Origin of the sequence: Jonesia denitrificans DSM 20603, assembly GCF_000024065.1 — a bacterium.
GTDB lineage: Bacteria > Actinomycetota > Actinomycetes > Actinomycetales > Cellulomonadaceae > Jonesia > Jonesia denitrificans.
On record NC_013174.1, the window covers coordinates 324,507 to 350,134 of the forward strand.

Here is a 25,628-nt window from a genome sequence, read left to right on the forward strand (position 1 = left end):
GCGCTGCGCATCGGTAGTCAGTGCACCATGCGCCCCACGCTAGACGGCAACAACAAGTTTCGCCCACACGAAAAATCCGATCGTTGCCAGAAGCAACACTAAAATGGGGTAACTCAAGTGCACCTCACGTTTGAGCGGGTGTACACGTGGCAAACTATCAACGTCCTCTACCGCGATGAGAGGCGAATCGGCAGAATCAGCCGGCGGGGGCTGCGCACTGTCCTGCCGCGTCTTGGGGGTCTCAGGTTCAACGGTCACACCCACAATGTCGGCGCGGCGTTGCGCCAACTTAAAGGCCAGCACGCGTGACATCAAGCGGTTCACCCGTACGATGGTGGGGATAGCGATCACTAGAGGAAGAAGCGCAGGATGAGCACCACCGCCCCCGGCTGGTACCCCGACCCCCAGAACCCCACGATGATCAGGTTCTATGATGGCGACCAGTGGACTGCTGAGAGCGCGCCAACCCCCACGGATGGGAAACTGCCCGATGAGGTGATTGCTCGCGGGCACGCCATCATGGCTGGGCGCGCCCAGGAGCCGGCTGGAGCCTCCGCCCCGCCTGCTCCGCCCTCGTCGGTAGGGCAGACACCTGACGCTGACCTGTACCCGCGCAACCATCAGGTTGTGAACACGGTGGGGAGTCAGCCCTACCGTGGCTATGCAGAATTTGAAGCGGGCCGCACAGGTGATGGCGCTGACGTGGGGAAAACTCCTGGCTGGGTGTGGCCTGTGGTGCTTCTTGCGGGCGCCGCGAGTGTGGTTCTTGCGCTGGGTGGGGGCGCAATGCTGGGTGACGACGGCGCGGATGGGTCTGCTGCGACGCCGGATAGTGGGTATGTGGATGCGGGCGACTTTACTGCCGATGCGCAATCGCTCCCGCTGGAATCGACCTATACCTGTGATGGGTTGTTCGCGGATGTGTCTGAGCTTGGCCCGTTCCAGGACACCGATGGCAACGATGTGGTTGCTGCCTCCTCGCCTGCGTTGGTGCAGGATGCGCGCGATTCGTTTGAGATCCCCTCAGAGGTGGACACCTATGAGCCGGTGTTGGTGTGTTCGGGTGATGCGGAGTACACCGATGGCGCCACAGGGCGAGCGGAGTTTGAGTTGAATGTGGACTCGGCTGGTGACATGTGGGTGTTAATCACACCACGCAACTAGTTGACGCTTCAAGTATTTGGTGGTGGGATAGAACCATGCCCACCACCACCCCATCCCCAAACCTCCTGCCCGCAGCCACCACCATGGACGCCGTCACCCTGCACGTGCGGGACGTGGACGCCATGGTCACCTTCTACACCCACGTCATCGGGCTCACCGTCCTCCACAGTGACAACAGCACCTCCACGGCGCGTGACCAACGCCCAGGCGTGTACACCCTCGGACACGAAACCACACCCATCGTCGTCCTGCGACACACCCCCGACCTACCCGCCGCACACCCAGGGCAAGCCGGACTCTTCCACACCGCGATCCTCTACCCCACCCAACACGACCTCGCCGTCACGTTGCTACGCGTAGCGCAATCCGCACCACACCTGTTCACCGGGTCCGCTGACCACCTCGTCTCCCAAGCGTTCTACCTCAACGACCCAGAAGGCAACGGGATCGAACTCTACTGGGACCGTCCCCGCGACACCTGGCGCTGGACACCACAAGGACACGTCGTCATGGACACCCTGTGGCTGGACCCCAACACCTTCATCACTGAACACCTCGGCGACACACCACAGGCCGCATCAGTGAGCGCCGCAAGCGTTGGCCACGTCCACCTCCAAGTCGGAGACACCAACGCCGCAGCACAGTTCTACTCCCAAGCCCTTGGGTTTGAACCCACCGCACAGGTTCCCGGCGCCCTGTTCGTCGCCGCAGGCGGCTACCACCACCACATGGCGATGAACACCTGGCGATCACAAGGGGCAGGCCCACGAGCATCAAGCCTTGGACTGGGAGAAGTCTCCCTCGTCCTGCCCCACACTGATGACATTGCTGCGCTCACCGACCGGCTCAACTTCCACAACGTCGCCCACCACCACAACGGTGCTGCACTCATCTTTCACGACCCATGGAACAACTCGTTGGCCGTCACCGCTGCGGACAACTAAACCGACTGTCGTTCAATCAATTGCGTGGGCACAGTCACCGCCGCGTACTCACGCCCATCAATCACATCGAGAAGAAGGCGGATGACCTCCGCCGCAATCCGATCAAAAGGTTGACGCATCGTGGTCAGCGGCGGATCTAACTGTGCCGCCAACGCGTGATCGTCAAACCCAGCCACCGACACATCGCCCGGAACAGAGCGCCCCAACGTATTCAACGCCGTGATCGCACCCGCCGCCATGAGGTCAGAGGCCACAAAGATCCCGTCAATATCAGGACGCCGCTCCATCAATTCCAGCACCGCATCATGACCTGACTTCCGGGAGTAGTCACCGTACGCCACTAACTCGTCGGTGTACTCATCACCCATGGCATCGCGGTAGCCCTCCAACCGGAAACGGCCACCGGGGGTATCCAAAGGACCAGTGATCGTCGCGACCACGGAACGGCCATGGTCCTTGATGTACTGCGTCATCCGGCGCGAAGACGCCAACTCGTCAACAGCTGCCCACCCAATGCGGTCCTCGTACCCAAGCGGCATCCCGCAGGCAACCACTGGAATGTCCTTGGCCAACAAGTCACCCACCACCGGGTTGTCCTCATGGGAGGACACCAAAATGACACCATCTACGTGCCCAGAAGCAATGTAGTCGGTGTTTCGCCGCCGCTCTGAGGGAGTCCCTGCAACCATGAGTAGCATGGGGATTTCCCGTTCCCCAAGCTGTTCCGCGCACGAACGCAACAGAATGGAAAAGGTGGGGTCTTCAAACAGCAGGTGTTGCGGTTCGGTCAGGAGAAACGCCACCGAATTTGACCGGCCCGTCGCCAATGACCGGGCATGCTGGTTCATGGAGTAACCAGTCGCCTTAATCGCTGCATCGACTTTTGCCCGCGCTTCGGGGGACACCCAGTGCCCACCATTGATGACGCGGGACACAGTGCCGCGGGACACACCCGCGGCAGCCGCAACATCACGGATAGTCGGGCGCTTTTTTGCGTTAGGGGACGGCATGACATTCTCCACAGGGCCACTCTAGGGCAGAACAGGGCAGATGCGCGGGCTGGCGCGTGAACAACGGCTGGGTTAGCCCTTCACAGCGCCACCAAAGTCCACTTTCCAATAGCGCTGAAGCAAGAAGAACAACGCAATGAGCGGGATGATGGACAGCAGAGCCCCGGTGATGACAGAGGTGTACATTGCCGGTTGGCTGGCCCCCTGGTTGAGAAGACCGGAAAGCCCCACAGTGAGTGGGTAGAGCTGGTCGTTACCGAGCATGATGAACGGCAGCATGTAGTTGTTCCAGATCGCCACGAACTGGAACAAGAAAATGGTCACGAGCGCTGGGGCCATCATGGGCAGGGCGATGGTGAAGAATGTGCGTGCTTCACCGGCGCCGTCAGTGCGGGCTGCTTCAATGACGTCGTTGGGGACAGAAGCACCAGCGTAAATGCGGGCCAGGTAAATCCCGTACGGCGAAATGATCGAGGGCAGCAGCACCGACCAGTAGGTGTTGGTCATGTTGATTTCCGCCAACAGCAGGTATTGAGGGATGGCGAGGACCACGGCGGGGACAAGCACCCCGGCGAGGAGGACCTTAAAGATCAGTCCTTTGCCCGCGAAGGTGTATTTGGCGAGCCCGTAACCTGCCGATGCGGACACCAGTGTGGAGGCAACCCCACCAACCCCTGCGTACAGGGCTGTGTTCCACATCCAGGTCCAAAACAGCCCGTCACGGTAGGCGGAGAGCTCCGCGATGTTGTCGAACAGGTGGGTGGAGGGGGCGAACGTGAAGGTGGAGAACAGTTCGTTGGCGCCTTTGGTGGAGGCCATGACCACCCAAATAACGGGCAGGAGGCAGTACAGTGCGCCGAGCAGGAGAATGCCTGTGCTGAGGTAACTGGGACGTTCTTTCATGTCAGTTCTCCTGGTTAAACGCACGGTTACCTACCAGGCGCAGGAAACCAAAGCTGAGGATGAAGGTCGCGGCAGCGATGATGATGGAGGTGGCGGCCGCTGAGTAAATGTCGTCACGGATGAACGCGTCGCGGTACACCTTCATGAGCGGGGACCATGTGGTGGAAATCGAGTTGGATAGCGGACGCAACGTGGTCGGTTCTGCGAACACTTGAAGGGTCGCGATCAACGAGAACACGAACGTCATGATCAGTGAGGGGATCACGATGGGGATTTTGATGCGGGTGGCGATTTGGCGTTCAGTTGCCCCATCGATGCGTGCGGCCTCATACATTTCGGAGGGGATGGCGCGTAGCGCAGTGTAGATGACGATCATGTTGAACCCGGTGCCACCCCACACAGCAATGTTGGAGATCGCAAAGATAACAAGGTCGTTGCCCAACAGTGAGGGCACGTCAAGGTCGCCTTTGTTGAACAGGTAGTAGAACGGGGAGACGGCAGGAAGGTAAAGGAAACCCCACAGCAGTGAGGAAATCACGGCTGGCACAGCGTAAGGCAGGAAGATCGCGAGGCGGGAGAAGTTGCGTGCCCGTGAGCGCCCGGAGTCAAGAAGCAGTGCAAACAGGAGCGCAAGACCCAGCATGGTGGGGACCACGATGATCCCGTAGGTGAACACGCGGATCACGGAGTCCACAAAGTCGGGGTCAGTAAGCGAGCGGGTGTAGTTGCTGAGCCCTGCCCACACTTCGGTGCGGCCGCCGGAGCCAAGCCCAAGACCGGAGACTTTCACCGACCGAAAGGACAGGTAGAGGGCGTAAACAATGGGCAGCGCCATGAGCCCGATGAACAGGAGCATCGCGGGGGCGAGGAAGAGGTAGGGGGCTGCTTTGCGCCCCATGGGTGTGTTGCGCTTCACGAGGGGTCCTTAGGGTCCAAGTGAGTAGGGAGTGGCCGTGCCGAGGGGGACGGCTTGGCCACTCCCTACTGGGGAAGGTGAGCGACTGGTTACTTCACAGTGAAGCCAGCGTTCACCATGTCTTCGGTGGTGATGGTCTGGATTGCGGTGACAGCGTTGACGAAGTCTGCTGCTTTCTTGGATTCGGTGGCTTTCCCAAATTCGTCGTTGTAGGCCGAGTAGGCGGTGTTGACGTTGGGTCCGAAGGTGAAGGGCGCAGCGGTTTGAGCAACCTCAGCAGTAACATCGTAGAACTCAGGCTGGTTGGAGAAGAACTCAGGTGCTTCGTTGAGAGCGCTGAGGGCTGCGGTTTGCGCGGCTGGGTAAATGCCTGCTTCTTTGACCATTGCGGCAACGGCGTCTTCGTTGGTGTTCAGCCAGGTTGCGAACTTCGCTGCTGCTTCAGGGTGCTCACTTTGGGTGGACACGGCTGTGGAGGATCCACCCCAGCTGCCGGTGGCGGGTGCGTTGGCGTCCCACTGTGGCATGGGTGCGACTTTCCATTTGCCTGCGGTGTCGCCGGCGTTTCCGGCGAGGACTCCAGGTGCCCACACGGCGGAGAGCCAGCCGACCTCGGTGCCGTTGTTGAGTGCGGCGTTCCATTCGGGGGTGTACATGGGTTTGTTGTTGATGACGCCTTCTTCGACGAGTTCACCCCAGAACTTGGCGACTTTCTGGGTGGGTTCTTCATCGATGTGCACGCCCCATGCTTGTGCTTCCAGGTCCATGGACCACCAGGAGGCACCGGCTTGGGTGGCAAGGCCGGTGAACCAGCCTGCGTCGTTGGCGGAGAACGTGCCGAGGTAGACGTCGGGGTCTGCTTCGTTGATGGTACGTGCCGCGTCAGCGTATTCGTCCCAGGTGGTGGGGACCTCAATGCCAAGGTCCTCGAAGACGTCTGCCCGGTAGAAGAACATCATGGGGCCGGAGTCTTGGGGCACGGAGTAGACGGCGTCGCTACCGAGTGTGACCGCGTTCCAGACACCGTCGGAGAATTCTTCGCGGGTGGTCTCATCGATGTAGCCGGAAATGTCGGCGAGTGCGTCTGAGGAGACGAGGGTGGGGATGACTTGGTATTCGGCTTGCATGAGGTCTGGAGCCCCAGAGCCTGCTTTGATGGCGGTGAGGAACTTGGTGACGGCTGCGTCGCCGCCGTCTTGCTTGTTGACCGTGACCTGGATGTCTGGGTTCTCGGCGTTCCACACGTCAACAACTTTTTCCATGTTGGGTGCCCAGGTCCAGTAGGTGAGTTCTACTTTTTCGCCTGGCTTTGCTGAGTTGTTCGTGGTGTCGTCGTCGGAGCCGCATGCGGCGAGGGTGACCCCTAGTGTGACGGCGAGTGCTGCTGCTGCGGTTTTTGTTAGTCCGCGCATTGATCCTCCTTGATCGGTGACCCTGGGTGGGGTGAGTCAGTGGTGGTGGTCGGTGCGTGGTTCCTCCCGCGCTGTGACCGGTCACAGGAAATAATGTTGCACATACAGGCGGCTATTGGCAACCCCCGTTATCTTACTGGTACATTGAGGAGTGTTCAGGCTGTGACCGCGCACAGCGTTGTGTCGTGTCCCGTCCCTCGCGCGAGAAATGAGAAGTACACCCATGCGTTTCGATCCCCAGTTCCAGCCCCGTGACTACGGCCTTCGTGGTCTGGAAGCGGTCACCTATGGTGGCGACTATAACCCGGAGCAGTGGCCCCGGCACGTGTGGCGTGAGGATGTGCGCCTCATGCGGGAAGCCGGCGTCAACTTGGTGTCCATTGGGATTTGGTCGTGGGCATTGCTCGAACCAGAGCCAGGTCGGTTCGATTTTGAGTGGCTCGATGAACTGATTGAGCTGCTATGGGCCAATGAGATCCACGTGGACCTGGCCACACCGACCGCCGCACCCCCAGCATGGTTTTACGCCAACAACCCTGATGCACGGGTCGTGACCAGGGACGGTACTGTGCTGACCAACGCGTCACGCGGGATGGCCTCACCCTCAGCGCCCGCTTACCGGCAGGCGTGCGCGTCAATAACTGAAGCGTTAGCGAAACGGTACGGGGACCACCCGGCGGTCGCCTTATGGCACGTACACAACGAGTACGGCGCGCCTGTGTCCGACTCGTACGACGAGTATTCGGTGGCGGCGTGGCGGGTGTGGCTTCAACGCCGCTACACCACGTTGGACGCGGTCAACGAGGCATGGGGCACCACGTTTTGGGGGCAAACCTACACACAGTGGGAGCACATCCCTGCCCCTGCTGTGTCCGCAACGGTGACAAACCCGTCCATGCGCCTGGACTACCAGCGGTTCACTTCCGATGCGCTGCTGGAATGCTTCATTGCTGAGCGCGATATTATCCGCCAGTACTCCACCGCCCCAGTGACCACGAACTTCATGGCATCCTCATGCCCAGCAATGGATCTGTGGGCGTGGGCGCAAGAATGCGACGTCATCTCCAATGACCACTACTTAACAGCTAGTGACCCCAACAACCACATCACCTTGGCCATGGACGCAGACCTCACCCGCTCATTGGCGCGCGGACTGCCATGGATACTTATGGAACATTCCACCTCGGCGGTGAACTGGCAGGAACGCAACGTCGCCAAAGCCCCAGGAGAGATGACCCGCAACGCACTGTCCCACCTGGGGCGCGGCGCAAACGGCATCATGTTCTTCCAGTGGCGGGCAGCCCGCTTTGGGGCGGAAAAGTTCCACTCAGCGATGATCCCGCACGGCGGCACCAACACTCGAGTGTTCCGTGAGGTGTGCTCCCTTGGAGCCACCCTTGGAGATCTCACCAGCCAGGGGATCACCGCATCGACAACCCGCGCGCAGGTAGCGATCCTGTGGGACTGGGAATCCATGTGGGCCCAAGACCTCGAATGGCGCCCTTCGGTGGACGTCGACCACCGCGAACGTACGGTGGCGTTTTACCAACAGCTATTCCACGACCGGTTCACGGTTGATTTTGTGCACCCGGAAGCGGCATTGGACCAATACGCGTTGGTGATTGCCCCAGCGTCGTACCTGTTAACGGATGCGGCAGCAGCGAACATTGATGCGTATGTGCGGGGCGGGGGCAGGTTTGTTGCCTCGTTCTTCACCGGTGTTGTTGACGACAATGACACGGTGCGTCATGGCGGGTTGGCAGCGGCGTTGGCCCCGGTTCTTGGGGTGACGGTGGAGGAATTCCTCCCGTTGCGGGCAGGGGAAACGCTGACAGTGCACGGCGACCAGTTGGCGCCGGGGCTGACATTGACTGGCGATGTGTGGGCTGACGACCTTGTGTTAGACGGTGCCAAAGATGTGGCGTCCTACGTGGATGGTCCCGCCCCTGGCGGACCAGCGATCACCCGCCATGAATATGGGCAAGGGGTCGCCTGGTATGTGTCAACTCGGCTGTGTGGGGACAGCTTACGTGCCGTGTTGGATGCCGTGTACAAGGATGCAGGGTTAACCCCAGAGCGTGACGTGCCGCACGGCCTTGAGATCGTTGTGCGCACCAGCGACACCGGTGCCACATTTGTGACAGCAATGAACCACACGGACACAGACGCAGGGTTCCCACCTGTTGGAGGGCACGGAACACTGCAGGGGGTGGACCTGCGTGGGGGGCGCATCGTCACTCCGCCAGTTGTTGCCCGCACTCACACCACCCCCACACCAACCGACGCACCCGTTGCGGTGAGCACAGTGAGTGACACCATCATGGTGCCAGCTCGAGGCAGCGTCGTGGTGGTGAAGTAGGCGCAACAGCCTTATTAGTCAGGCGGGTGTGGGCGTGGGGTCAACCCCACACCCACACCCGCCGATACTTGCTGTATGTCTAATCCAGCGGGGCGATTGAGCAGAGATGAACGCAACGAACGTGGGGTGCGAGGAGAGCGAGCTACCCGCACCATCATGGGACTGTTAACCCCCGAAGAACACCTTGTTGCGCACGACCTGCCGTGGCCGGGCAGGCCCCAAGCCAACATCGACCATCTCGTGGTCAACGCACAGGGCGTGTTCGTCCTCGACACAAAAAACTGGTCCGGTACCGTCACCGCAACAGACGGTGAACTACGCCAAAACGGGAACTCGCGGGCTAGTGTGCTGGAGAAAATGCGGGACCAAGGCGCCGCCATCAACTCAATGATCACCGCGGTCCGGGTGGACAACCCCACCCTCCCACCTGTTCCCATTCACCCCATCCTCGTGCTCGCCGCACAAACCGGCATCAGTGAACACATCACCACCGTGCACGTGGTCACCCTGGACCAACTGTTGCCCGCACTCACCACCAAACCACCGGTACTGGACGCCCAACAGGTCCGCACACTGGCCTACCACCTGGCTGAAACACTTGACTTCGACCGCGAAGTCACCCTCCTCAACGCCGCAACCGCACGCGCCCAAGCCCGCACCAACCCCCTACCCCGACGCGAAAAAAAGGGCACAAAAAAACCCAGCGCACGCGCTGAGCTCGCCGGGATCCTCCGCTTACTCCTCATGGGGGCGGGGCTGCTGTTCGTCATCACCCAACCCGACCTAGTCGCCAGCTTCGGTCACTGGATCAGCACCACAATCACCAACCTCATCACACCCAACTAAACACGCCCACCCCCGCTAGCACCCCAACACGGGAGCAACCAGCGGGGGAACACGCCACTACTTCTTCGGCGACAACCGCGCCACCACCTTGTGCGACGATTTGCGTGCCATCACCTGAGTCAACGACGCCACCACAGCAGAGACTGCCGCAAACGTAATCACCGACGCAACCTGCGCATCGTCGTCATCCAAATCATGTGACAACCCACCCGTGGCCTTATCCCACACCTTCTCCACAATCTTGTGGGCAACCCACCCCGCGGCCAACGACAAGCCCATCGTCACCAGCTTCTCCGTGGTCGACTGATCCTTCGCCATCACATCCTCCTCACCAACGACAACACATACCACCAACCATCGTGGCACATCACACCCACCCACGCCCCCGCACAACCCCAGGTGGCGTGCACCACACCTCACCCCAACCCCACCGCCCGTACAATGAACCCGTACGACAGGGGAGCGCACACCGCGCTGAGAGTGCCAGCACCGGCAGACCCTCGAACCTGACCCGGATCATACCGGCGTAGGGAGTCGGGCTATCTCGCCGTGACACCGTCACGGAACCCCTCCTTGAACCTTAAAGGAGGACACATGAACCACCACACCGCCACCCACACACAGGCCACCCGCCGCCCACTTACCACAACCCTCACCGCCCTCACCCTCACCGCCGCGCTCGCCGGGTGCGTGCCAGGGTCCTCAAACGAAGACAACGCCCAGGGGGAAACCCCCTCGACTGTGACCGTCGTTGTTCACGACTCATTCCAGATGAGTGAAGAACAGCAGGCCGACTTCGAAAAAACCAGCGGATACGACCTCACCATTGTCACCAACGGTGACGGGGGAGCCTTAGTGAACTCCCTGATCCTCACCAAGGACGCCCCCATTGCCGATGCGGTTTTTGGTGTCGACAACACGTTTGCCTCCCGTGGCATCAGTGAAGAGGTGTTCGCCCCCTACACCTCCGAGGTCGCCTCCCAAACAAGCCGTGACCTGGCCCTTCCTGGTGATGACACGTTAACGGCCATTGACTTTGGGGACGTGTGCCTCAACGTGGACCCCACCTGGTTCGAGAACCACTCCCTTGACGTCCCAGCAACCCTGGACGACCTAGCCGACCCCGCCTACCGCAACCTCACCGTGGTCACCAACCCGGCGACCTCCTCACCAGGGTTGTCGTTCCTGTTCGCCACAATCGGGAAATACGGGGAAGACGGGTACCTAGACTACTGGACCCAACTCAAAGACAACGGCCTTAAAATTGTGGACGGTTGGGAAGACGCCTACTACGTGGACTTCACCGCAACCGGTGACGGAGACCGCCCCATTGCGTTGTCCTACGCATCATCCCCAGCGTTCACTGTCACCGACGACGGGTCCGCAACCACCACATCGGCTCTCCTGGACACCTGCTTCCGGCAAGTCGAATACGCCGGGGTCCTGCACGGGGCCGCAAACCCTGAGGGCGCGCAAGCATTCATTGACTACCTCCTCAGCGAGGACTACCAAACCACCATCCCCGACGCCATGTACATGTACCCCGTCGCGGACACCGTGGAACTTCCCGATGCGTGGGCCCAGTTCGCCCCCGTCCCCACCACCCCAATCTCCCTAGACCCAGACACCATCGCGCGCATGCGTGACACCTGGATCAAAGACTGGAGCGCACAGATCATTGGCTAACCACGCACCCACGCTGCGGCGCGCCACCCTGTGGGGCGCCGCAGCTGTCGTGCCCCTCGTGTTCCTCACCGTGTTCTTCGCGTGGCCGGTCACCGCACTCATCGCACGCGGTTTCCTCACCGACGGGGCACTCGACCTCAGCGGTATCACCACCGTCCTCACCACCCCACGCACCTGGCGACTCCTCGGCATCACCCTCGCCCAAGGCGTCGTCGGCACATTGGTGGCCCTCCTGTTAGGGATCCCCGGCGCCTACGTCCTGTACCGGTGCACCTTCCCCGGCCGCACCCTCGTGCGCGGACTCGTCACCATCCCCTTCGTCCTACCCACCGTGGTCGTTGGAGTTGCCTTCCGGGCATTGCTTTCCCCCAACGGGCCCCTCGGTTTCCTCGCCATCGACGGCACCTTCACCGCCGTCATCGCCGCACTCGTGTTCTTCAACTACTCCGTTGTCGTCCGCACCGTCGGCAGCATGTGGGAAAAAATCGACCCCCGCACCGCCGAAGCGGCCCGCGCACTCGGCGCATCACGCAACCGCGCCTGGTGGACAGTGACCGTCCCCCAACTCATGCCAGCCATCACATCCGCAGGAGCAGTTGTCTTCCTCTTCTGCGCCACCGCATTCGGCACAGTCATGGTCCTCGGCGGGCAAGGCTACGGAACCATCGAAACCGAAATCTGGGTGCAAACCGTCCAATTCCTTGACCTACGCACCGCAGCAGTCCTCTCCGTCCTCCAACTCCTCGTCATCGCCACCGCCCTGTGGATCTCCGCGACCGCCCGAACCCGCCAAGAACGCGCCCTCACCCTCCTCACCGCCACCATAACCGGACGCCCCCTCACCTGGCGGCGCGACTGGTTCCCCACCCTCATCACCCTGACCACCACAACCGGGCTCCTCGCCTGGCCCCTACTCAACCTCACCACCGCCGCATTCCGAGACGCTAACGGCAACTGGACACTGACCAACTTCACCGCGCTCACCACCCGAGGCGACAACAACACCCTCAACGTCACCGTGTTCGACGCCCTCACCAACTCCCTCATTATCGCGTTCTACGCCACCCTCACCGCACTCATCATCGGCGGGCTCGTCGCCTACGTCGCCTCCCGACGCCCCACCACCCCCACCGGTAAACGCGCCATCACCACCCTGGACGCCCTGTTCATGCTCCCCCTCGGAGTGTCCGCAGTCACCGTCGGATTCGGGTTCCTCATCACCCTCAACCAGCCCCTTGGCCTGCCCATCGACCTGCGCACCAACGGCATCCTCGTCCCCATCGCCCAAGCCGTCGTCGCCACCCCCCTCGTCGTACGCACCGTCCTACCCGTCCTCCGCGCAATCGACCCCAACCAACACCACGCCGCCGCAACCCTCGGCGCACCCGGATGGAAAATCGCCACCACCATCGACTGGCCCATCGCCGCCCGAGCCCTCGCCCTCGCCACCGGCATGGCCTTCGCCGTATCCCTCGGCGAATTCGGAGCCACCGCATTCCTCGCCCGCCCCGACACCGCCACCCTCCCCATCGTCATCTTCCGACTCATCTCCAAACCCGGAGCCGACAACTACGGCATGGCCCTGGCCGCATCACTCATCCTCGCGCTCCTCACCGCCACCATCATGATGATCGCCGAACGGTGGCGAACCCCCACCACAGGAACACTCACATGACCCTCACCCTCGAAGACCTCACCGTCACCTACGGCACCTACACCGCCGTCAACAACATCACCCTCACCGTCCCCGACGGCGAAATCCTCGGCCTCCTCGGCCCCTCCGGCTGCGGAAAATCCACCCTCCTACGCGCCATCGCCGGACTCGAACACCCCACCCACGGGCGCATCACCTACAACAACACCCCCATGAACACCGTGCCCGTCCACAAACGCAACTTCGGCCTCATGTTCCAAGACGGCCAACTCTTCCCCCACAAAAACGTCGCCGCCAACATCGCCTACGGCCTCACCACCCACACCCCCCGCACAACCCGCCCCACCCGCCAACAACGCAACACCCGAGTCAACGAACTCCTCACCCTCGTCGGACTCACCGGCTACAACACCCGCGACATCACCACCATGTCCGGAGGCGAACGCCAACGCGTCGCCCTCGCCCGAGCCCTCGCCCCACACCCCACACTCCTCCTCCTCGACGAACCCCTCTCCGCCCTCGACAAAGAACTCCGCGAACGACTCGCCACCGACCTCCGCACCATCCTGCGCACCACCAACACCACCGCCATCTTCGTCACCCACGACCAAGACGAAGCCTTCACCATCTGCGACCGCGTCGCCATCATGCGCAACGGCACCATCCCCCAAATCGACACCCCCGAAAAACTCTGGCGCGCCCCCGCCAACCGCCACATCGCCGAATTCCTCGGCTACGAAGCCATCCTCACCGACACCCCCTTCACCGGATACGCCCCCGGCCACCACACCATCACCGCCATCAACCCACCCACAACCACACCCACACCACCCACACAAACCCCCACCCCCAACACCACCCTCACCGGCACCCTCACCGACCGACTCTTCCGCCAAGGCCACCCCATGGCCCGCGTCACCATCCCCACCATCGGAACCCTCACCTGCCACATCACACCCACCCTCGACCCCCAACCCGGCGACACCGTCACCCTCACACCCCACCAACCCCCACCCTGCACACCACCACAACCCCTGGCACAGTAGATGGGCAACGAAAGGACCCCACCCATGCCCCACACCATCTACACCCTCGGCCACTCCACCCACAGCATCGACACCGTCGTCACCATGCTCCGCAACAACAACGTCACCGCCCTCATCGACGTCCGCTCCTACCCCGCATCACGCCGCAACCCCCAATGGAACCACGACACCCTCCCCACCCAACTCCCCACCGACATCACCTACACCTGGATCAAAAACCTCGGCGGCAGACGCTACACCCCCAAAGACACCCCCACCCCCAACACCGCATGGCGCGTCGCCTCCTTCAACCACTACGCCGACCACATGGCCACACCGTCCGCCACATCATGAACCCCACCACCACCCGCAACGCCACCCTCACCGACTTCGCCCACACCAACGGCACCACCCTCACCTACCCCGCAACCCAATAACCCACCACCCAGCACACCAGGAACCATCTCGTTACAATCACCGTTATAACCAAAGAACCACACCACCAACCCACCCACACAGGTGAGAAGGCACAACCCACACCCACATGAACCCCACCGAAGACGGCGACTATAGCGCCCCCGACGAACCCTCCCATCAACCCCACCCCACACCCCCACAGGTCGGTTCATAATGCTCACCGACATCCTCACCCTCCTCCTCGGACTCCTCGTCATCGCGATCATCATCGCCGCCAACGGATTCTTCGTCGCCCAAGAATTCGCCTACATGTCCGTCGACCGCTCCCGCCTCGGCGCCCAAGCCACAGCCGGAGACACCACCGCACAACGCGCCCTCACCGTCACCAAACGCACCTCCTTCATGCTCTCCGGCGCACAACTCGGCATCACCGTCACCGGCCTCCTCGTCGGATTCGTCGCCGAACCCCTCGTCGGACAAGCCCTCGCCGGACTCCTCGGCGACACCGGAATCCCCACCACCGTCTCCATCACCGTCGGAACCATCCTCGCGCTCGCAGTGTCCACGGTGGTGCAAATGATTTTTGGTGAGCTTTACCCCAAGAACCTGGCAATCGCGAACCCGGAGCCGCTGGCACGCGCACTGGCCCGCCCCACCGTTATTTACTTAGCGGTGTTCGGGTGGTTGATTACCGTGTTTGACCATGCCGCGAACGGGCTACTCAAACTGTTGCGCATTGAACCAGTCCATGACGTTGATTCGTCTGCCACAACCGCTGACCTGGAACACATTGTTGCGGACTCCCGCGAATCAGGGGACCTACCAGCAGACTTATCAGTGATTATTGACCGGATTCTTGATTTCCCCACCGAAGACGTCGAACACGCCATGGTCCCTCGCGGCCGTGTCGGTGTAGTCGAACCCACCATGACAATCGCTGAAGTCCGCGAACTCATGGCCCGCGAACACACCCGCTACCCAGTCATTGGCGACAATGACGAACCCGTAGGAATCATCCAACTCATTGATGTCCTGCGCGCCCCAGATAACGCACAAGTTGTGGATGTCATGCGTGAACCCACCGTCGTTCCCACGCTCATGTCCCTGCCAGACGCCTTAACTGAGATGGCGCACACCAAAAACCAACTGGCCTGCGTGGTCGACGAGTACGGAGGGTTCGCCGGAATCCTCACCCTCGAAGACCTTGCTGAAGAAATCGTTGGAGAGATCACCGACGAACACGACAACGAAATCACCGAATACGTTGTCGCGGAAGGCCTTGGCATGTGGCGTATGAGCGGTGACGTCCACGTCGACGAAGCCGAACGCGCCATCGGGCACGACCTACCAGAAGGCGACTACGAAACCATTGCCGGGCTCATCATCGCCGAACACGGTGCACTACCCGACGAAGGCGACGTCATCACCATTGATGTTCCTGATGACCCCGCCGACTCCATCCTTGACGTACCCATCGACCGCTACCTCGACGTGCACATCCTCGCCGTTGAACGCCACGTACCCGCCGTGGTACGCGTGTCATTACGAGAAGAAGAAGTCACCGGGGAACGGGACGCGAATAGAGCGGGAAGCGCCCGCAGCGCGGGGAGTGCGGGAAGTGTCCCTACACCCGCGAGCCGTGACACGGTGGTCAGTGCCACGACACCAGCGGAGACAACCAACGATGGTGAGGACGCACGATGAACCCTTTGATAGTCACAGCGATCACCGTGGCGCTCATTGTGGCGTCCGCGTTCTTTGTCATCATCGAGTTTGCTCTCCTTGGTGCACGACGCCACCGGCTGGAGGAGGAAGCAGCCGAGTCCCGTCACGCGCGTGCAGCGTTGCGTTCCATGAATGAGCTGACCGTGATGCTGGCTGGTGCACAGCTAGGAATCACCATTTGTACGTTCGCGCTTGGGGCAGTGACAAAACCAGCGATCGATTACTGGTTAGGCCCCATTTTCGTGTCCTGGGGAATCCCCGAAGCAACAGCAGGTGTTGCCTCGTTTGCTTTGTCACTATTATTCGTGACATTCCTTCACCTTGTTGTCGGAGAAATGGCCCCGAAATCATGGGCTATTGCACACCCCGAAATGGCATCAAAAGCAGTAGCCATTCCAGCGCGCGGTTTTATCGCTCTTTTCCGGCCATTGCTGTTGTGGATTAACTTCATGGCCAACCGGCTTGTCGCCGCGTCCGGTGTGGAACCAGTAGACCGGGCAGCAGCCGGCGGTTACGACGTGGCGACCATGCGTCACCTGGTCGAACACTCCGCTGAGGTGGGTGCCATTGAGGAATCAGTACGCAGCCCCTTGGCGGGTGCCATTGATTTAGAAACCATGCGTGTCGATGCGCTGGTGCGCCGCGACACCACCCCCACCTCAGTCCCCGCTGGGGCGCTGGTGAAGGACGTGCAAGCTGCCGCCGACCGGTCCGGTCACATGCGCATCCTTGTGGGTGTTGAGGCAGGTCAAGTCACCTCAACGGATGGTGAAGTGCAGGTTATCCACGTCCGTGACACCCTCCTGGAACAACCAGACACACCGATAGACACCATGACTCGGCCCGCATTGATCCTGCCCGCTGACACCCTCGTCCACGAAGCGCTCACCCGCATGCGCAAAGAAAGCGAACAAATTGTTGTTGTTCGCGACGGACAACAACTCATTGGTGTCATCACCATGTCAGACGTGTTGAAGAAGGTATTACCCGGCGCCAGCGTGTAAAAGCGTGTGACCCACGAGATGGTGGGGTGGGGGTTCGAAGGAAGTTGAGGCCCTGTCGTTGAAAATGCTCAACGGCAGGGCCTCTCGTTTTATCCAAGATGTTGTTTGTTTTATTGTTTAAATGTCTACATGTTGTGTGATACGGGAATCATCCCACGTGATTCTTGAAATGTGATAGCGGTCACGATAAACTGCGATCCTTACGTTTACCGTCGAAAGAGAATCGTTGTGACAATGCAAAACAAACACGCCCATTGGTTGCGCGCTACCCACTTCCAGAAGGCCACACCTACCGGTTAGGGTTCGACGTTGGTGACCGGTCAGTGGGAATCGCCTGTGTCGAATTCAATGATGACAACATGCCCGTCAAGATCCTCCAAAGTGTCAGTTTCCGGCACGACGGGGGAATGGACCCGACAACAAACAAGACACCAAAGAGCCGGAAAGAAACAGCCGGGGTCGCTCGCCGGGTCCGGCGCATGCGGCGCCGTAGGAAGCAACGCCTCGCGGCCTTGGACCGACTCCTTGAACGCCATGGGTATCCTGTCGTTGACGTTTCGGGTGGTGTCAGAGTCCGAAGTCGTCAGCACAGATGATCGCGTTGTTCAGAGAGTTGTTCGCAGGACTATGGATCGTTTACATGTCACTACTTGTGCGCACGACCCGACGTGTTGTCCCATAGAGGTGTGGACAAAGAGCCGGTCAAGGATGACCGAATTTCCGGGCGTGGTCTGTTAACCGTCCCCGATGCGGCGTGGGAGCTCGCCGTCGAGCGAGCTGCGGTTATCGGGCCTCTCGCTGAGTCCGGCATGGGAGGCTTCGCCGTGGACAAAGCGGCCGAGCAATTGGGAATTTCACGGGGACGAGTCTACTTTTTAGTCCGACTATGGCGCGATGGTCAAGGGGCGGTTTCGGATCTGGTCCCTGGCACCTCCAGTGGCGGTCGCGGAGGGACACGGTTATCTCTTGAAGTCGAGGCCCTTGTCCGTGAGTTGATCCGCAAGCACTATCTGACACGGCAACGAAAATCGGTAGCTGCCGTTCACCGCGAGATCACTCGGACGTGTCGCCTTCGTGGACTTCCTATCCCCTCCCGGAATGCGGTTCGGCGTCGCATCGCGACGCTGGATCCCCGGACTGAGACCGTGGGTCGAGAAGGTAGCGAAGCAGCACCGTCTTACGGGACATATTGAACGTACAGATCAAATGACCTGCGCGGACACTTATCTAGAGCCAAAATCTTCGCAGAAACTACTCACCCGCAATGACGCGCGAGATAAATTGAGCTTTTCCGTTGTTGTAGGAGAGCCGGTCAGTGCTGTAGCGGTCAGCGAGACCGGACTTAAGCGTGGCGTATTCGGCGGCAAGATTCGGATCGGCTCGAAGCTTTTCGCGGAAACGCAACACGTCGTGTTCCCAAGCTGATCCTTCTTCGCAGACGTGTATGTGCACGACGCGAGGTTCACCGGCTGGTGGGCGAAAGAATCGGTGGTCGGGTTCGCGTTGCCGAAGCACGAGACCTAACGATTCAAGTCCAGGACGATAGGCCGATTCATCGTTTATATCTGGCACAGATACTTGTAGGTCAAGTACGGGCTTGGCGATCAGGTCAGGGATCGATGTTGACCCTACATGTTCTATTCGCGCAACCGTGGGAACGATGGCCGATTGGATTCGGTTAGACCATTCAGCCGCTACCAATGGCCACAGTGGATCAGCTTCCTTTAGTTCCACTGGCTCCCCACCAGGCTTATCAAACCACTCATTTGTCATGATCCAATTCTCACCCAAATTTCCCGCTCAAGGTTCGACCTACGGGCAGTCCCTGATGGGCACTCGACGATAACGACGTGGTTTAGTGGATTCATGCCGACGAATATCGAAATCAAAGCCCGCGTGGCCAGCCTCAAGACCCTGATTCCGGTTGTCGCGTCTTTGGCAGATGCAGGGCCAGAGCATGTTGCCCAAGACGATACCTTTTTCGTTTGCCCCAATGGCAGGCTCAAGCTCCGGGTCCTTGACGACCGACACGGTGTACTGATCTTCTATCGCAGGGCAGATCAGCTCGGTCCCAAAACATCCTTCTACATCCATTCGGAGACAGCCGACCCCGAGGGGTTGCGATCGGTCTTGGCCCTCGCCTACGGCGAGGCCGGACGGGTTCGGAAGCACCGAATGGTGTTTCAGATCGGTCAGGCCAGGGTGCACCTCGATCGCGTTGAAGGACTGGGCGAGTTCGTGGAACTGGAAGTGACCGTGGGCGACAAAATGGACTCTGAGGCAGCAATTTCGGAAGCACACCGGCTCGTTGAAGCATTCGGAATTGAGGAAAGCGCGCTAGTGACGGGTGCGTATCTGGACCTGCACGAAACCAAAATCAATTAAGCGCAGTAAGCGGCTCCTGAGAAAAACTCACGACCGGGGGAAATCCGTCCCAGTAGGGGTTCCTCTTGCGGGCGGCAGTGCTATGGACTATGGACAGAAGTGCTGAGGACTTCGGAAACTGACAGGTGGGGAAACTTACGAACCATGGCAAGTTCGAGCAAAAGCAGTTGAAGCCTTCATTGACGACGAGGTCGTTGAATGAGGTCCCAAGCCCCTGTTAGTGGCCGGTGGGTTTGCGTGATGTGGAAGCACACCGGGGTAGGCGGCTTCAGACTGTCTCAAACAATAAGTTGACGGCAGATCTGGGCCTGGCCGATTGAGTACGTGCTACGGGGTTGCTCAAAAGTTGTGGCACCTGGTCAGCTAACGTTGAGGCTAATCCGTCGCTTCAATCAACGAGGGCTGGTGGGCCGGCGGGCCCGCCTCACTCGCCGTGAGGCAGACCCGCCGTGGTAAAGCAGACCTCCGTTGTGTGGCAGGGGCCCGTGGAGGAGCGGTGGTCACCGGCGTGTAGTGGCCGGTTGGTGTCGTCACCGCAGAGCACCTGGCACGTCAACGAGTTCTGCTGGGTTAGTTGGTCACCCATTTTTGGTGGGGTTCACCGGAGCATTCCCACAGTTGGAGTGCGGCGCCGTTGCTTTGGTTGCGGTCCACAATGTCCACGCATTTGTTGGCTTGTGGGTTGACAAGGTCACCTGCGTCGGAGAGCACCCATTGTTGGGCTGCGTTTCCTGAGCAGTGCGCAATCTGGACGGGGGCACCGTTTGCGGTGGAACCCCAAGCCACATCGAGGCACATGTTGTTGGTGGTGCGCACTGTTCCGTCCGTGAATTCCCACACTTTTCCTGCCCCGTTGGCGCAGTCCCACATGTGGACGCGTTGACCGTCGTTGAACGCTAACCCAGGTGCGCCAGCGCTGCCCGGCACCATGGGGACGGTGACGCATTTGTCGTTGAACACGCTCCGCAACGCAACCTTCCCAGTGTTATCGCCGGAACCGTCGTCAGACCCGTCCCCGGTACTGCCGCCGCTGGAACCGCCGGTGTCGCCGCCGCTGTTCCCTGCATCGTCAGACCCGTCCGAACCGCTAGCGTCACCGTCACCAGATCCACTGGACTCGCTGCCGGTGAGCGCGGTCAAACTAATCCGCGCACCTGTGGGGTCACCGCTGTGGACAAGCGACTCAAACGCCCCCACGTCGTCAAAAGCGAACGCGTACGCCCGCCCATCCACCATGGCGTCGTGGACTGCTTTGCCGTACAGGTTGACTGGGTCACCTGTGTAGAAAGCCGATGCGTCAGTGACTGGTTCCACCGTGGACGTTCCCAGCGTGCCTCGGGTCAACGCCGCGCACAGCGTGCGCGCGATAGGCCCAACCACCCGGTCATTGGGGGCGTGTAGTGCCCCATCGCATCCCCACACGTCCGCGCTGGAGGGCCGGTCAAACTGGGCGACGGTTGCACCCGTGGAGTCGGTGAAGCGCATCGTTGATCCGTGGGTGCGGCCGGTGAACGTGACGTCGGGTTGATCGCTGAAGGGGGTGACGGTCAGGTCCCGGGTGGCGTACGCGTCCCACGCGGACGCAATATACCCGTCGAGGTAGGTGGGGCTCATGAGACCAACCCCGGCTGCTTTGCCGGGGGCAAGGACACGCAGGACGGTGCCGTCGTCACGGGTGATCACTGATCCAGCCCAGTCGGGGTGTCCTGACAGCGCATCGATGACGGCTTGCCGTCCACCGGGTTTGACTTGTCCGGTGGTGGCGGTGCGCCCGTCAGCCCCGGTGACGGAGACGGCGTGGGGGAGGGCGAACATGTCCACTTGGGAGCTGTTGATCCACAGTCCAGCGTCGTTGTACGTGAACTCGGTCCAGTCGAACAAGATGTTCTCGGTGGGGTCCCCGGGCGCCCAGGGTGCGGGTTGGACGAGCCCGTCTTGGGTGAGGGCGAAGGGGAGTTTGTCTCCGAAGGAGAAGTACACACGCCCGGAGAACCCGCGGGGGACTGTGAGGGTGGTGTGTCCGCCTGTCGATGCGCCCTTGATTGCTACATCGGGTGCGGGGGCTGGTGGGTTACTTCCCGCCGGCCACGGGTGGAACGTTCCAGCAGAGTCGACCCAGCCGAGTTTCCCGGTTTGTAGGTCTGTGCCAAGGACGTAGAGGTACACGTCCTCAGTGAGTCCGCTGGTGTTGTCGATGGTCAGGGGCAGCAGGTCAGGGCCAGCGGCGTGCGCGGGGAGCGCAGCGCCGGTGACCCCGGCTAGTGCCAGTGATGTTGTGGCGGCGGCTGCCACCCAACGTGCGAGTGATCGCATGGGGTTCCCTTTGTTGTGGAGGAAGGGGTGGGTGCCGCCAACATTACGAGGAGATAACGCCGCCGTCCTAACAAACACGATGGGGACGGGGACACCTCCCCACAAAACTCACGTATGAATGGGGGTGAGTTTCTTTTGCCACGCCGCAACAACGGTACGAACCTCAAACCCTAAAGCCACGTTGATGGAGAGCATGTGGTCGTTTTCTGAGGCATTCCATGTGTGGAGCCTGCGCGCATCGGGCCGCAACTCGCGCAGCCGAGTGAGCAAGTCCGCTTTCATCCACATCCCTAACCGGTGGCCCCGGTGCCCATCAAGCACGAGGGTCGCTGCCTGAAAAACCGCCTCAGGCCACACATGCGGGTAATCAACCCGAGTGAAGCCCACAATCTCACCGGACTCGCAATGCCGCGCCGCCACCGCAAGGTACCCCTTGTTTGCTGCCGCCAACGTGTCCTCGTTGTACCGCACCCGCTCAGGGGTGTGCACGGTTTCTTCCATGTCGAGTTCACCGTGAGGAACATCAGTGCTCATGGCCTGATTAAGACGGGCATGCCCAGCCAACAACTCATCTGGGGTGCGATCCACCCACGACACCAACTCATAGGCCGGGTGCGCCACCGCACGCGACTGCGCCGCGAACCGGTCCAACATCTCTTGGTCCACCGGGAGCGGCAGAATCGAGTGGCGCTCTGTCTGTTCTAATTCCCACCCGCAGGCAAGATAGGCGGCCGCTAACGAATCTGTGGGGTTAATACGACCAGCGCCCGTTGCAGCGTCAAGAACCGGCTCGCCGTCAGCCGCTTCCCGGTGGTCAGTCCACTCCATGATCGATGTGCGCCCCCGCGCTGCCGCTAACCGTTCCGCCTCAGCTAACAGCGCCACCGTGAGGTCGGTGTCCCGCCCCTGCGCTTCGCTCCACACAAACCCCAGGTGAGTGTTATCAGACAGGGGGTACAGGACCTGCAGGAACCCGCGCACTTCACCATCGGGCGCATCGTCACGAAGAACCACAAAATCACGGTCGTAATACTCGCCGCGACAAGCCTCAGCGAAAATGCCCTCAAACGGTTCAGAAAAGTCCGGGTGTCCGTGGAAAGCCTCCGCCTCACGGTGCGACAGTTCAACGCCTGCGCGCAGCAGGCCATGATCGGGGTGTGTGGTATCAGCCCAGTTCGTGAGCGTGTACACAACGGTTCCTGGTGGTGTGGTCATGGTGTCACTGTGACCGCACGAACGCTGACGCGCAACTGTTTTTTATGGCACTTGGACGCTGATGGGGTCGGCTTTGCGCCCCATGCGGGTAGCGATGATGGAGCACACAACCAGTTGCAGTTGGTGGAAGATCATCACCGGCAACATGATGAACCCCAAGGTTGCGGCCGGGAACAGAACTGTGGCAATGGGGACGCCGGTCGCCAGCGACTTTTTTGACCCGCACATGAGGATGGTGATGCGGTCTTCCCGGGTGAACCCGAACCACCCAGACACGGACCAGGTGGCGAACAAAACCAGGGCGAGGATCACCGTTGACAGAACAAGCATCACAACGATGTCGCGCACTCCCACCTGCGACCAGATCCCTGCCACCACCCCTTGGGAGAACGCCGAATACACCACCAGAACAACAACGGAACGGTCGGTGAAGAGGGTGACCCGCCGGTGTCGGGTCACCCACCCGATCAGCCAGCGTCGGGCGATCTGCCCGAGGATAAACGGGGCAAGAATCTGACCGCCGATGCGCACAATCGCCCCAGCATCAACCCCCGCATACGACCCCAAAAGTAGGGCAACGAGTACCGGAGTGAGGATCACTCCGAGCAGGTTGGACGCGGACGCTGCAACAATGGCGCCCGCAATGTTGCCCCGTGCAATGGACACAAACGCAATGGAAGCCTGCACGGTGGATGGCAACAGCGTGAGGAACACCAGCCCATGAGTGAGATCGCGGGGGAGCACTGACTCAGGAAGTGCCAGCAACGCCAACCCAACAAGAGGGAAAACCACATAGGTGAACCCAAAAATGACCGAGTGCAACCGCCAATGGGTGACCGCAGCAACGGCTTCGTCGGTGCGCAACCGCACCCCGTACAGGAAGAACAGCAACGCAATAACAACGGCGACGACCGCATCAAGGAGAGGGACTGCGCCGCCGCGTGCGGGCGCGAAGGACGCCAGGATCACTGCGCCAAGCAGAGCAAGAAGGAACGGGTCAAGGAAACGAACAAAACGCATCGGTCGTGATCTCACTTGGGGGGTCGGGTGAAACCGGGGGAGTGTTCACGCAGGGGTGGGGGCTCCCCTGACTGTACCTGTCAGCACGGTGTACCCGCGATCTGCACCTCAACACCCAAAGAAAAGAAAAGGCTAACCTAAAATAGGCACGCCTTTTTCTTTTTAGGCCATGCTTCCCTTTCTAGAATTGGGTGTCTATTTATGTTTCCATGAATTTATGGCAACGATAGATATGACCCCAGGAACTGTTGTGAACGAGCCCCGCGATGACCAAGGGCCTTCTGCCGCTCACCTCAACTGGTTGCGCGCAGGTGTTTTGGGCGCGAACGACGGGATCGTGTCTGTGGCTGCTGTTGTTGTCGGTGTTGCGGCTGCCACCTCAAATAACACGCTCATCATTGCCTCTGGTTTAGCTGCCCTTGTGGGTGGGGCATTGTCGATGGCGCTGGGTGAATACGTGTCTGTGTCGTCTGCTCGTGACGCGCAACGCGCATCGCGGGTACCCGTCCCGGCCGACGAAATTGTCAACCCGTGGCATGCGGCAATTGCGTCTGCTCTTGCATTTGTTGCCGGCGCATTACTTCCTTTTCTTGCAGTCATTGTTGTCCCCGGTGGCTGGAAAATACCGGTCACCGTCGGAGCTGTTCTCATTGCACTGGTGTTAACCGGGGGAACAGGGGCGCGACTCGGTGGAGCGAACGTTCCACGAGCGATTACCCGGGTTGTTGTGGGGGGAAGCCTCACACTGGCATTGACGTTTGCTGTGGGGTCACTCTTTGGCGTGACTGTCGCGTAGCAGCAACCCGCCCTGCCCGGTGTACCTCGAGCAGGTATTCCAGGAGCGTGATATGCAAGGGGTGGGTGATTACGCGGATGCATTCCGGGTCGGTGGTGTTGAGTGGCCTCTGAATGGGTGCATTGGGTGTGGTCACGGGAACAGCACAGGATGCTCAAGAAACCTTGACCAAGAGATCTTGAGAACAGATGTGAGAAAAGAGGGATGGCAGCGTGGCCACCACCGACAACCTGACCCAACCAACAGACGTACCTGTCGAGGACTTCATCAACCAGCTCGACCGTGAGGTCAGACAGCGTGAAGCATGGGAACTTCTCCCGATCTACCGGGCAATCACCGGTCACGAACCGGTGTTGTGGGGGAGCAGCATCATTGGGTTCGGGTCCTACTATTACCGGTACGCCACCGGCCGCACCGGAACCGCGGCAGCCGCCGGTTTCTCTCCGCGCTCCCGCGCTTTGACCGTGTACCTTCCAGAAGGATGTGACCGGCATGCCTGCCAACTCACCCGGTTAGGACCTCATCGCACGACCGTGTCCTGCTTGTACATCACGCGACTTGATGCGGTTGATCACGGAGTCCTCACCGAAATCCTTGAACGCTCTTTCGACACAGTGATGAAGGAACTGCACACCTCCTCAGCGCGCCCATGACAGGGCGCGATCTGTGACAACCCTGTGTTGTCGCCCCGCCAGTGACGCAGGACCAGCCATGACGCGCCCGTGGTGGTCAGTGGTCACCGGGGACTAGACCTAGTGAGCAGTGCCCATGTGGTCACCCCAAAGGTCTCGGTAAGGTCACAAACAGGTTGCTGTGCGCGGTCACACCTTCCCC

General features: G+C 60.6%; 24 protein-coding genes and 1 riboswitch. Of the genes, 14 read left to right on the top strand and 10 right to left on the bottom strand.

The window, feature by feature from the left end; translation table 11 throughout:
• Window positions 1-39 precede the first annotated feature (39 nt).
• Entirely contained in the window at window positions 40-312 is a 273-nt protein-coding gene (locus JDEN_RS01525) for a hypothetical protein (RefSeq protein ID WP_143713218.1), read from the bottom strand.
• A 57-nt stretch (window positions 313-369) separates the two neighbouring features.
• Between JDEN_RS01525 and JDEN_RS01530 the strand changes: the two genes are divergently transcribed.
• A complete protein-coding gene (locus JDEN_RS01530; protein ID WP_015770606.1) occupies window positions 370-1,164 on the top strand; it encodes a DUF2510 domain-containing protein in 795 nt (264 codons plus the stop codon).
• Window positions 1,165-1,199: 35 nt separating this feature from the next.
• Window positions 1,200-2,108 carry a VOC family protein gene (locus JDEN_RS01535; RefSeq protein WP_015770607.1) on the top strand — a complete coding sequence of 303 codons (909 nt, stop codon included), beginning with the start codon at window positions 1,200-1,202 and terminating at the stop codon, window positions 2,106-2,108.
• On the opposite strand, the gene JDEN_RS01540 is transcribed toward JDEN_RS01535, so the two are convergent.
• The 4 genes from JDEN_RS01540 to JDEN_RS01555 form a co-directional block, all read right to left on the bottom strand.
• Entirely contained in the window at window positions 2,105-3,118 is a 1,014-nt protein-coding gene (locus JDEN_RS01540; RefSeq protein ID WP_015770608.1) for a LacI family DNA-binding transcriptional regulator, read from the bottom strand. The two genes, JDEN_RS01535 and JDEN_RS01540, sit on opposite strands and share 4 nt — an antisense overlap.
• A gap of 72 nt (window positions 3,119-3,190) precedes the next feature.
• Window positions 3,191-4,021: a carbohydrate ABC transporter permease gene (locus tag JDEN_RS01545; protein ID WP_015770609.1), complete on the bottom strand. Its 831-nt coding sequence runs from the start codon at window positions 4,019-4,021 to the stop codon at window positions 3,191-3,193.
• A 1-nt stretch (window position 4,022) separates the two neighbouring features.
• Window positions 4,023-4,919: a carbohydrate ABC transporter permease gene (locus tag JDEN_RS01550; protein WP_041288025.1), complete on the bottom strand. Its 897-nt coding sequence runs from the start codon at window positions 4,917-4,919 to the stop codon at window positions 4,023-4,025.
• A gap of 107 nt (window positions 4,920-5,026) precedes the next feature.
• The gene (locus JDEN_RS01555; protein WP_015770611.1) at window positions 5,027-6,349 is read right to left on the bottom strand and encodes an ABC transporter substrate-binding protein; all 1,323 of its coding nucleotides are present in this window, start codon (window positions 6,347-6,349) and stop codon (window positions 5,027-5,029) included.
• Window positions 6,350-6,572: 223 nt separating this feature from the next.
• Here JDEN_RS01555 and JDEN_RS01560 point away from each other — a divergent pair, with 223 nt between their 5' ends.
• Window positions 6,573-8,708 (top strand): beta-galactosidase, encoded by a 2,136-nt coding sequence (locus JDEN_RS01560; protein WP_015770612.1) that lies wholly within the window; start codon window positions 6,573-6,575, stop codon window positions 8,706-8,708.
• A gap of 75 nt (window positions 8,709-8,783) precedes the next feature.
• Window positions 8,784-9,554 carry a nuclease-related domain-containing protein gene (locus JDEN_RS01565; RefSeq protein ID WP_015770613.1) on the top strand — a complete coding sequence of 257 codons (771 nt, stop codon included), beginning with the start codon at window positions 8,784-8,786 and terminating at the stop codon, window positions 9,552-9,554.
• A gap of 57 nt (window positions 9,555-9,611) precedes the next feature.
• On the opposite strand, the gene JDEN_RS01570 is transcribed toward JDEN_RS01565, so the two are convergent.
• Complete coding sequence (locus tag JDEN_RS01570; RefSeq protein WP_015770614.1) at window positions 9,612-9,872, bottom strand: DUF4235 domain-containing protein; 261 nt, start codon at window positions 9,870-9,872, stop codon at window positions 9,612-9,614.
• Between the two features lie 128 nt (window positions 9,873-10,000).
• A riboswitch (TPP riboswitch) is annotated at window positions 10,001-10,104 on the top strand.
• Window positions 10,105-10,148: 44 nt separating this feature from the next.
• On the opposite strand from JDEN_RS01570, the gene JDEN_RS01575 reads away from it, so the two are divergent.
• From JDEN_RS01575 to JDEN_RS01610, 7 genes are all read left to right on the top strand, one after another.
• Window positions 10,149-11,240 (top strand): thiamine ABC transporter substrate-binding protein, encoded by a 1,092-nt coding sequence (locus JDEN_RS01575; protein ID WP_015770615.1) that lies wholly within the window; start codon window positions 10,149-10,151, stop codon window positions 11,238-11,240.
• Window positions 11,233-12,915, top strand: coding sequence for an ABC transporter permease (locus JDEN_RS01580; protein WP_049754392.1), 1,683 nt, complete (start codon window positions 11,233-11,235; stop codon window positions 12,913-12,915). The genes JDEN_RS01575 and JDEN_RS01580 overlap by 8 nt, the downstream gene beginning before the upstream one ends.
• Window positions 12,912-13,940: an ABC transporter ATP-binding protein gene (locus JDEN_RS01585; RefSeq protein ID WP_015770617.1), complete on the top strand. Its 1,029-nt coding sequence runs from the start codon at window positions 12,912-12,914 to the stop codon at window positions 13,938-13,940. The genes JDEN_RS01580 and JDEN_RS01585 overlap by 4 nt, the downstream gene beginning before the upstream one ends.
• Window positions 13,941-13,964: 24 nt before the next feature.
• Window positions 13,965-14,273 carry a DUF488 domain-containing protein gene (locus JDEN_RS01590; RefSeq protein WP_015770618.1) on the top strand — a complete coding sequence of 103 codons (309 nt, stop codon included), beginning with the start codon at window positions 13,965-13,967 and terminating at the stop codon, window positions 14,271-14,273.
• A 276-nt stretch (window positions 14,274-14,549) separates the two neighbouring features.
• The gene (locus JDEN_RS01595) at window positions 14,550-16,040 is read left to right on the top strand and encodes a hemolysin family protein (protein ID WP_015770619.1); all 1,491 of its coding nucleotides are present in this window, start codon (window positions 14,550-14,552) and stop codon (window positions 16,038-16,040) included.
• Entirely contained in the window at window positions 16,037-17,065 is a 1,029-nt protein-coding gene (locus JDEN_RS01600) for a CNNM domain-containing protein (RefSeq protein ID WP_015770620.1), read from the top strand. The genes JDEN_RS01595 and JDEN_RS01600 overlap by 4 nt, the downstream gene beginning before the upstream one ends.
• A gap of 686 nt (window positions 17,066-17,751) precedes the next feature.
• A complete protein-coding gene (locus JDEN_RS01610; RefSeq protein ID WP_015770621.1) occupies window positions 17,752-18,258 on the top strand; it encodes a DNA-binding domain-containing protein in 507 nt (168 codons plus the stop codon).
• Window positions 18,259-18,316: 58 nt separating this feature from the next.
• Here the strand turns inward: JDEN_RS01610 and JDEN_RS01615 are convergent, their stop codons facing one another.
• Window positions 18,317-18,838 carry a GrpB family protein gene (locus JDEN_RS01615; RefSeq protein ID WP_015770622.1) on the bottom strand — a complete coding sequence of 174 codons (522 nt, stop codon included), beginning with the start codon at window positions 18,836-18,838 and terminating at the stop codon, window positions 18,317-18,319.
• 93 nt (window positions 18,839-18,931) lie between these two features.
• Between JDEN_RS01615 and JDEN_RS01620 the strand changes: the two genes are divergently transcribed.
• Window positions 18,932-19,450, top strand: a complete 519-nt coding sequence (locus tag JDEN_RS01620; protein ID WP_015770623.1) for a class IV adenylate cyclase — start codon at window positions 18,932-18,934, stop codon at window positions 19,448-19,450.
• A gap of 570 nt (window positions 19,451-20,020) precedes the next feature.
• Here JDEN_RS01620 and JDEN_RS01625 read toward each other — a convergent pair.
• The 3 genes from JDEN_RS01625 to JDEN_RS01635 form a co-directional block, all read right to left on the bottom strand.
• Window positions 20,021-21,763: a glycoside hydrolase family 64 protein gene (locus JDEN_RS01625; protein ID WP_015770624.1), complete on the bottom strand. Its 1,743-nt coding sequence runs from the start codon at window positions 21,761-21,763 to the stop codon at window positions 20,021-20,023.
• Window positions 21,764-21,871: 108 nt separating this feature from the next.
• Complete coding sequence (locus tag JDEN_RS12885; RefSeq protein ID WP_049754393.1) at window positions 21,872-22,978, bottom strand: hypothetical protein; 1,107 nt, start codon at window positions 22,976-22,978, stop codon at window positions 21,872-21,874.
• Between the two features lie 42 nt (window positions 22,979-23,020).
• Window positions 23,021-23,998, bottom strand: a complete 978-nt coding sequence (locus tag JDEN_RS01635) for a bile acid:sodium symporter family protein (protein ID WP_015770626.1) — start codon at window positions 23,996-23,998, stop codon at window positions 23,021-23,023.
• Window positions 23,999-24,215: 217 nt separating this feature from the next.
• Here JDEN_RS01635 and JDEN_RS01640 point away from each other — a divergent pair, with 217 nt between their 5' ends.
• Both JDEN_RS01640 and JDEN_RS01645 read left to right on the top strand, forming a co-directional pair.
• Window positions 24,216-24,794, top strand: coding sequence for a VIT1/CCC1 transporter family protein (locus tag JDEN_RS01640; RefSeq protein WP_105597236.1), 579 nt, complete (start codon window positions 24,216-24,218; stop codon window positions 24,792-24,794).
• Window positions 24,795-25,006: 212 nt separating this feature from the next.
• Window positions 25,007-25,447: a DUF1801 domain-containing protein gene (locus tag JDEN_RS01645; protein ID WP_015770628.1), complete on the top strand. Its 441-nt coding sequence runs from the start codon at window positions 25,007-25,009 to the stop codon at window positions 25,445-25,447.
• Window positions 25,448-25,628 lie beyond the last annotated feature (181 nt).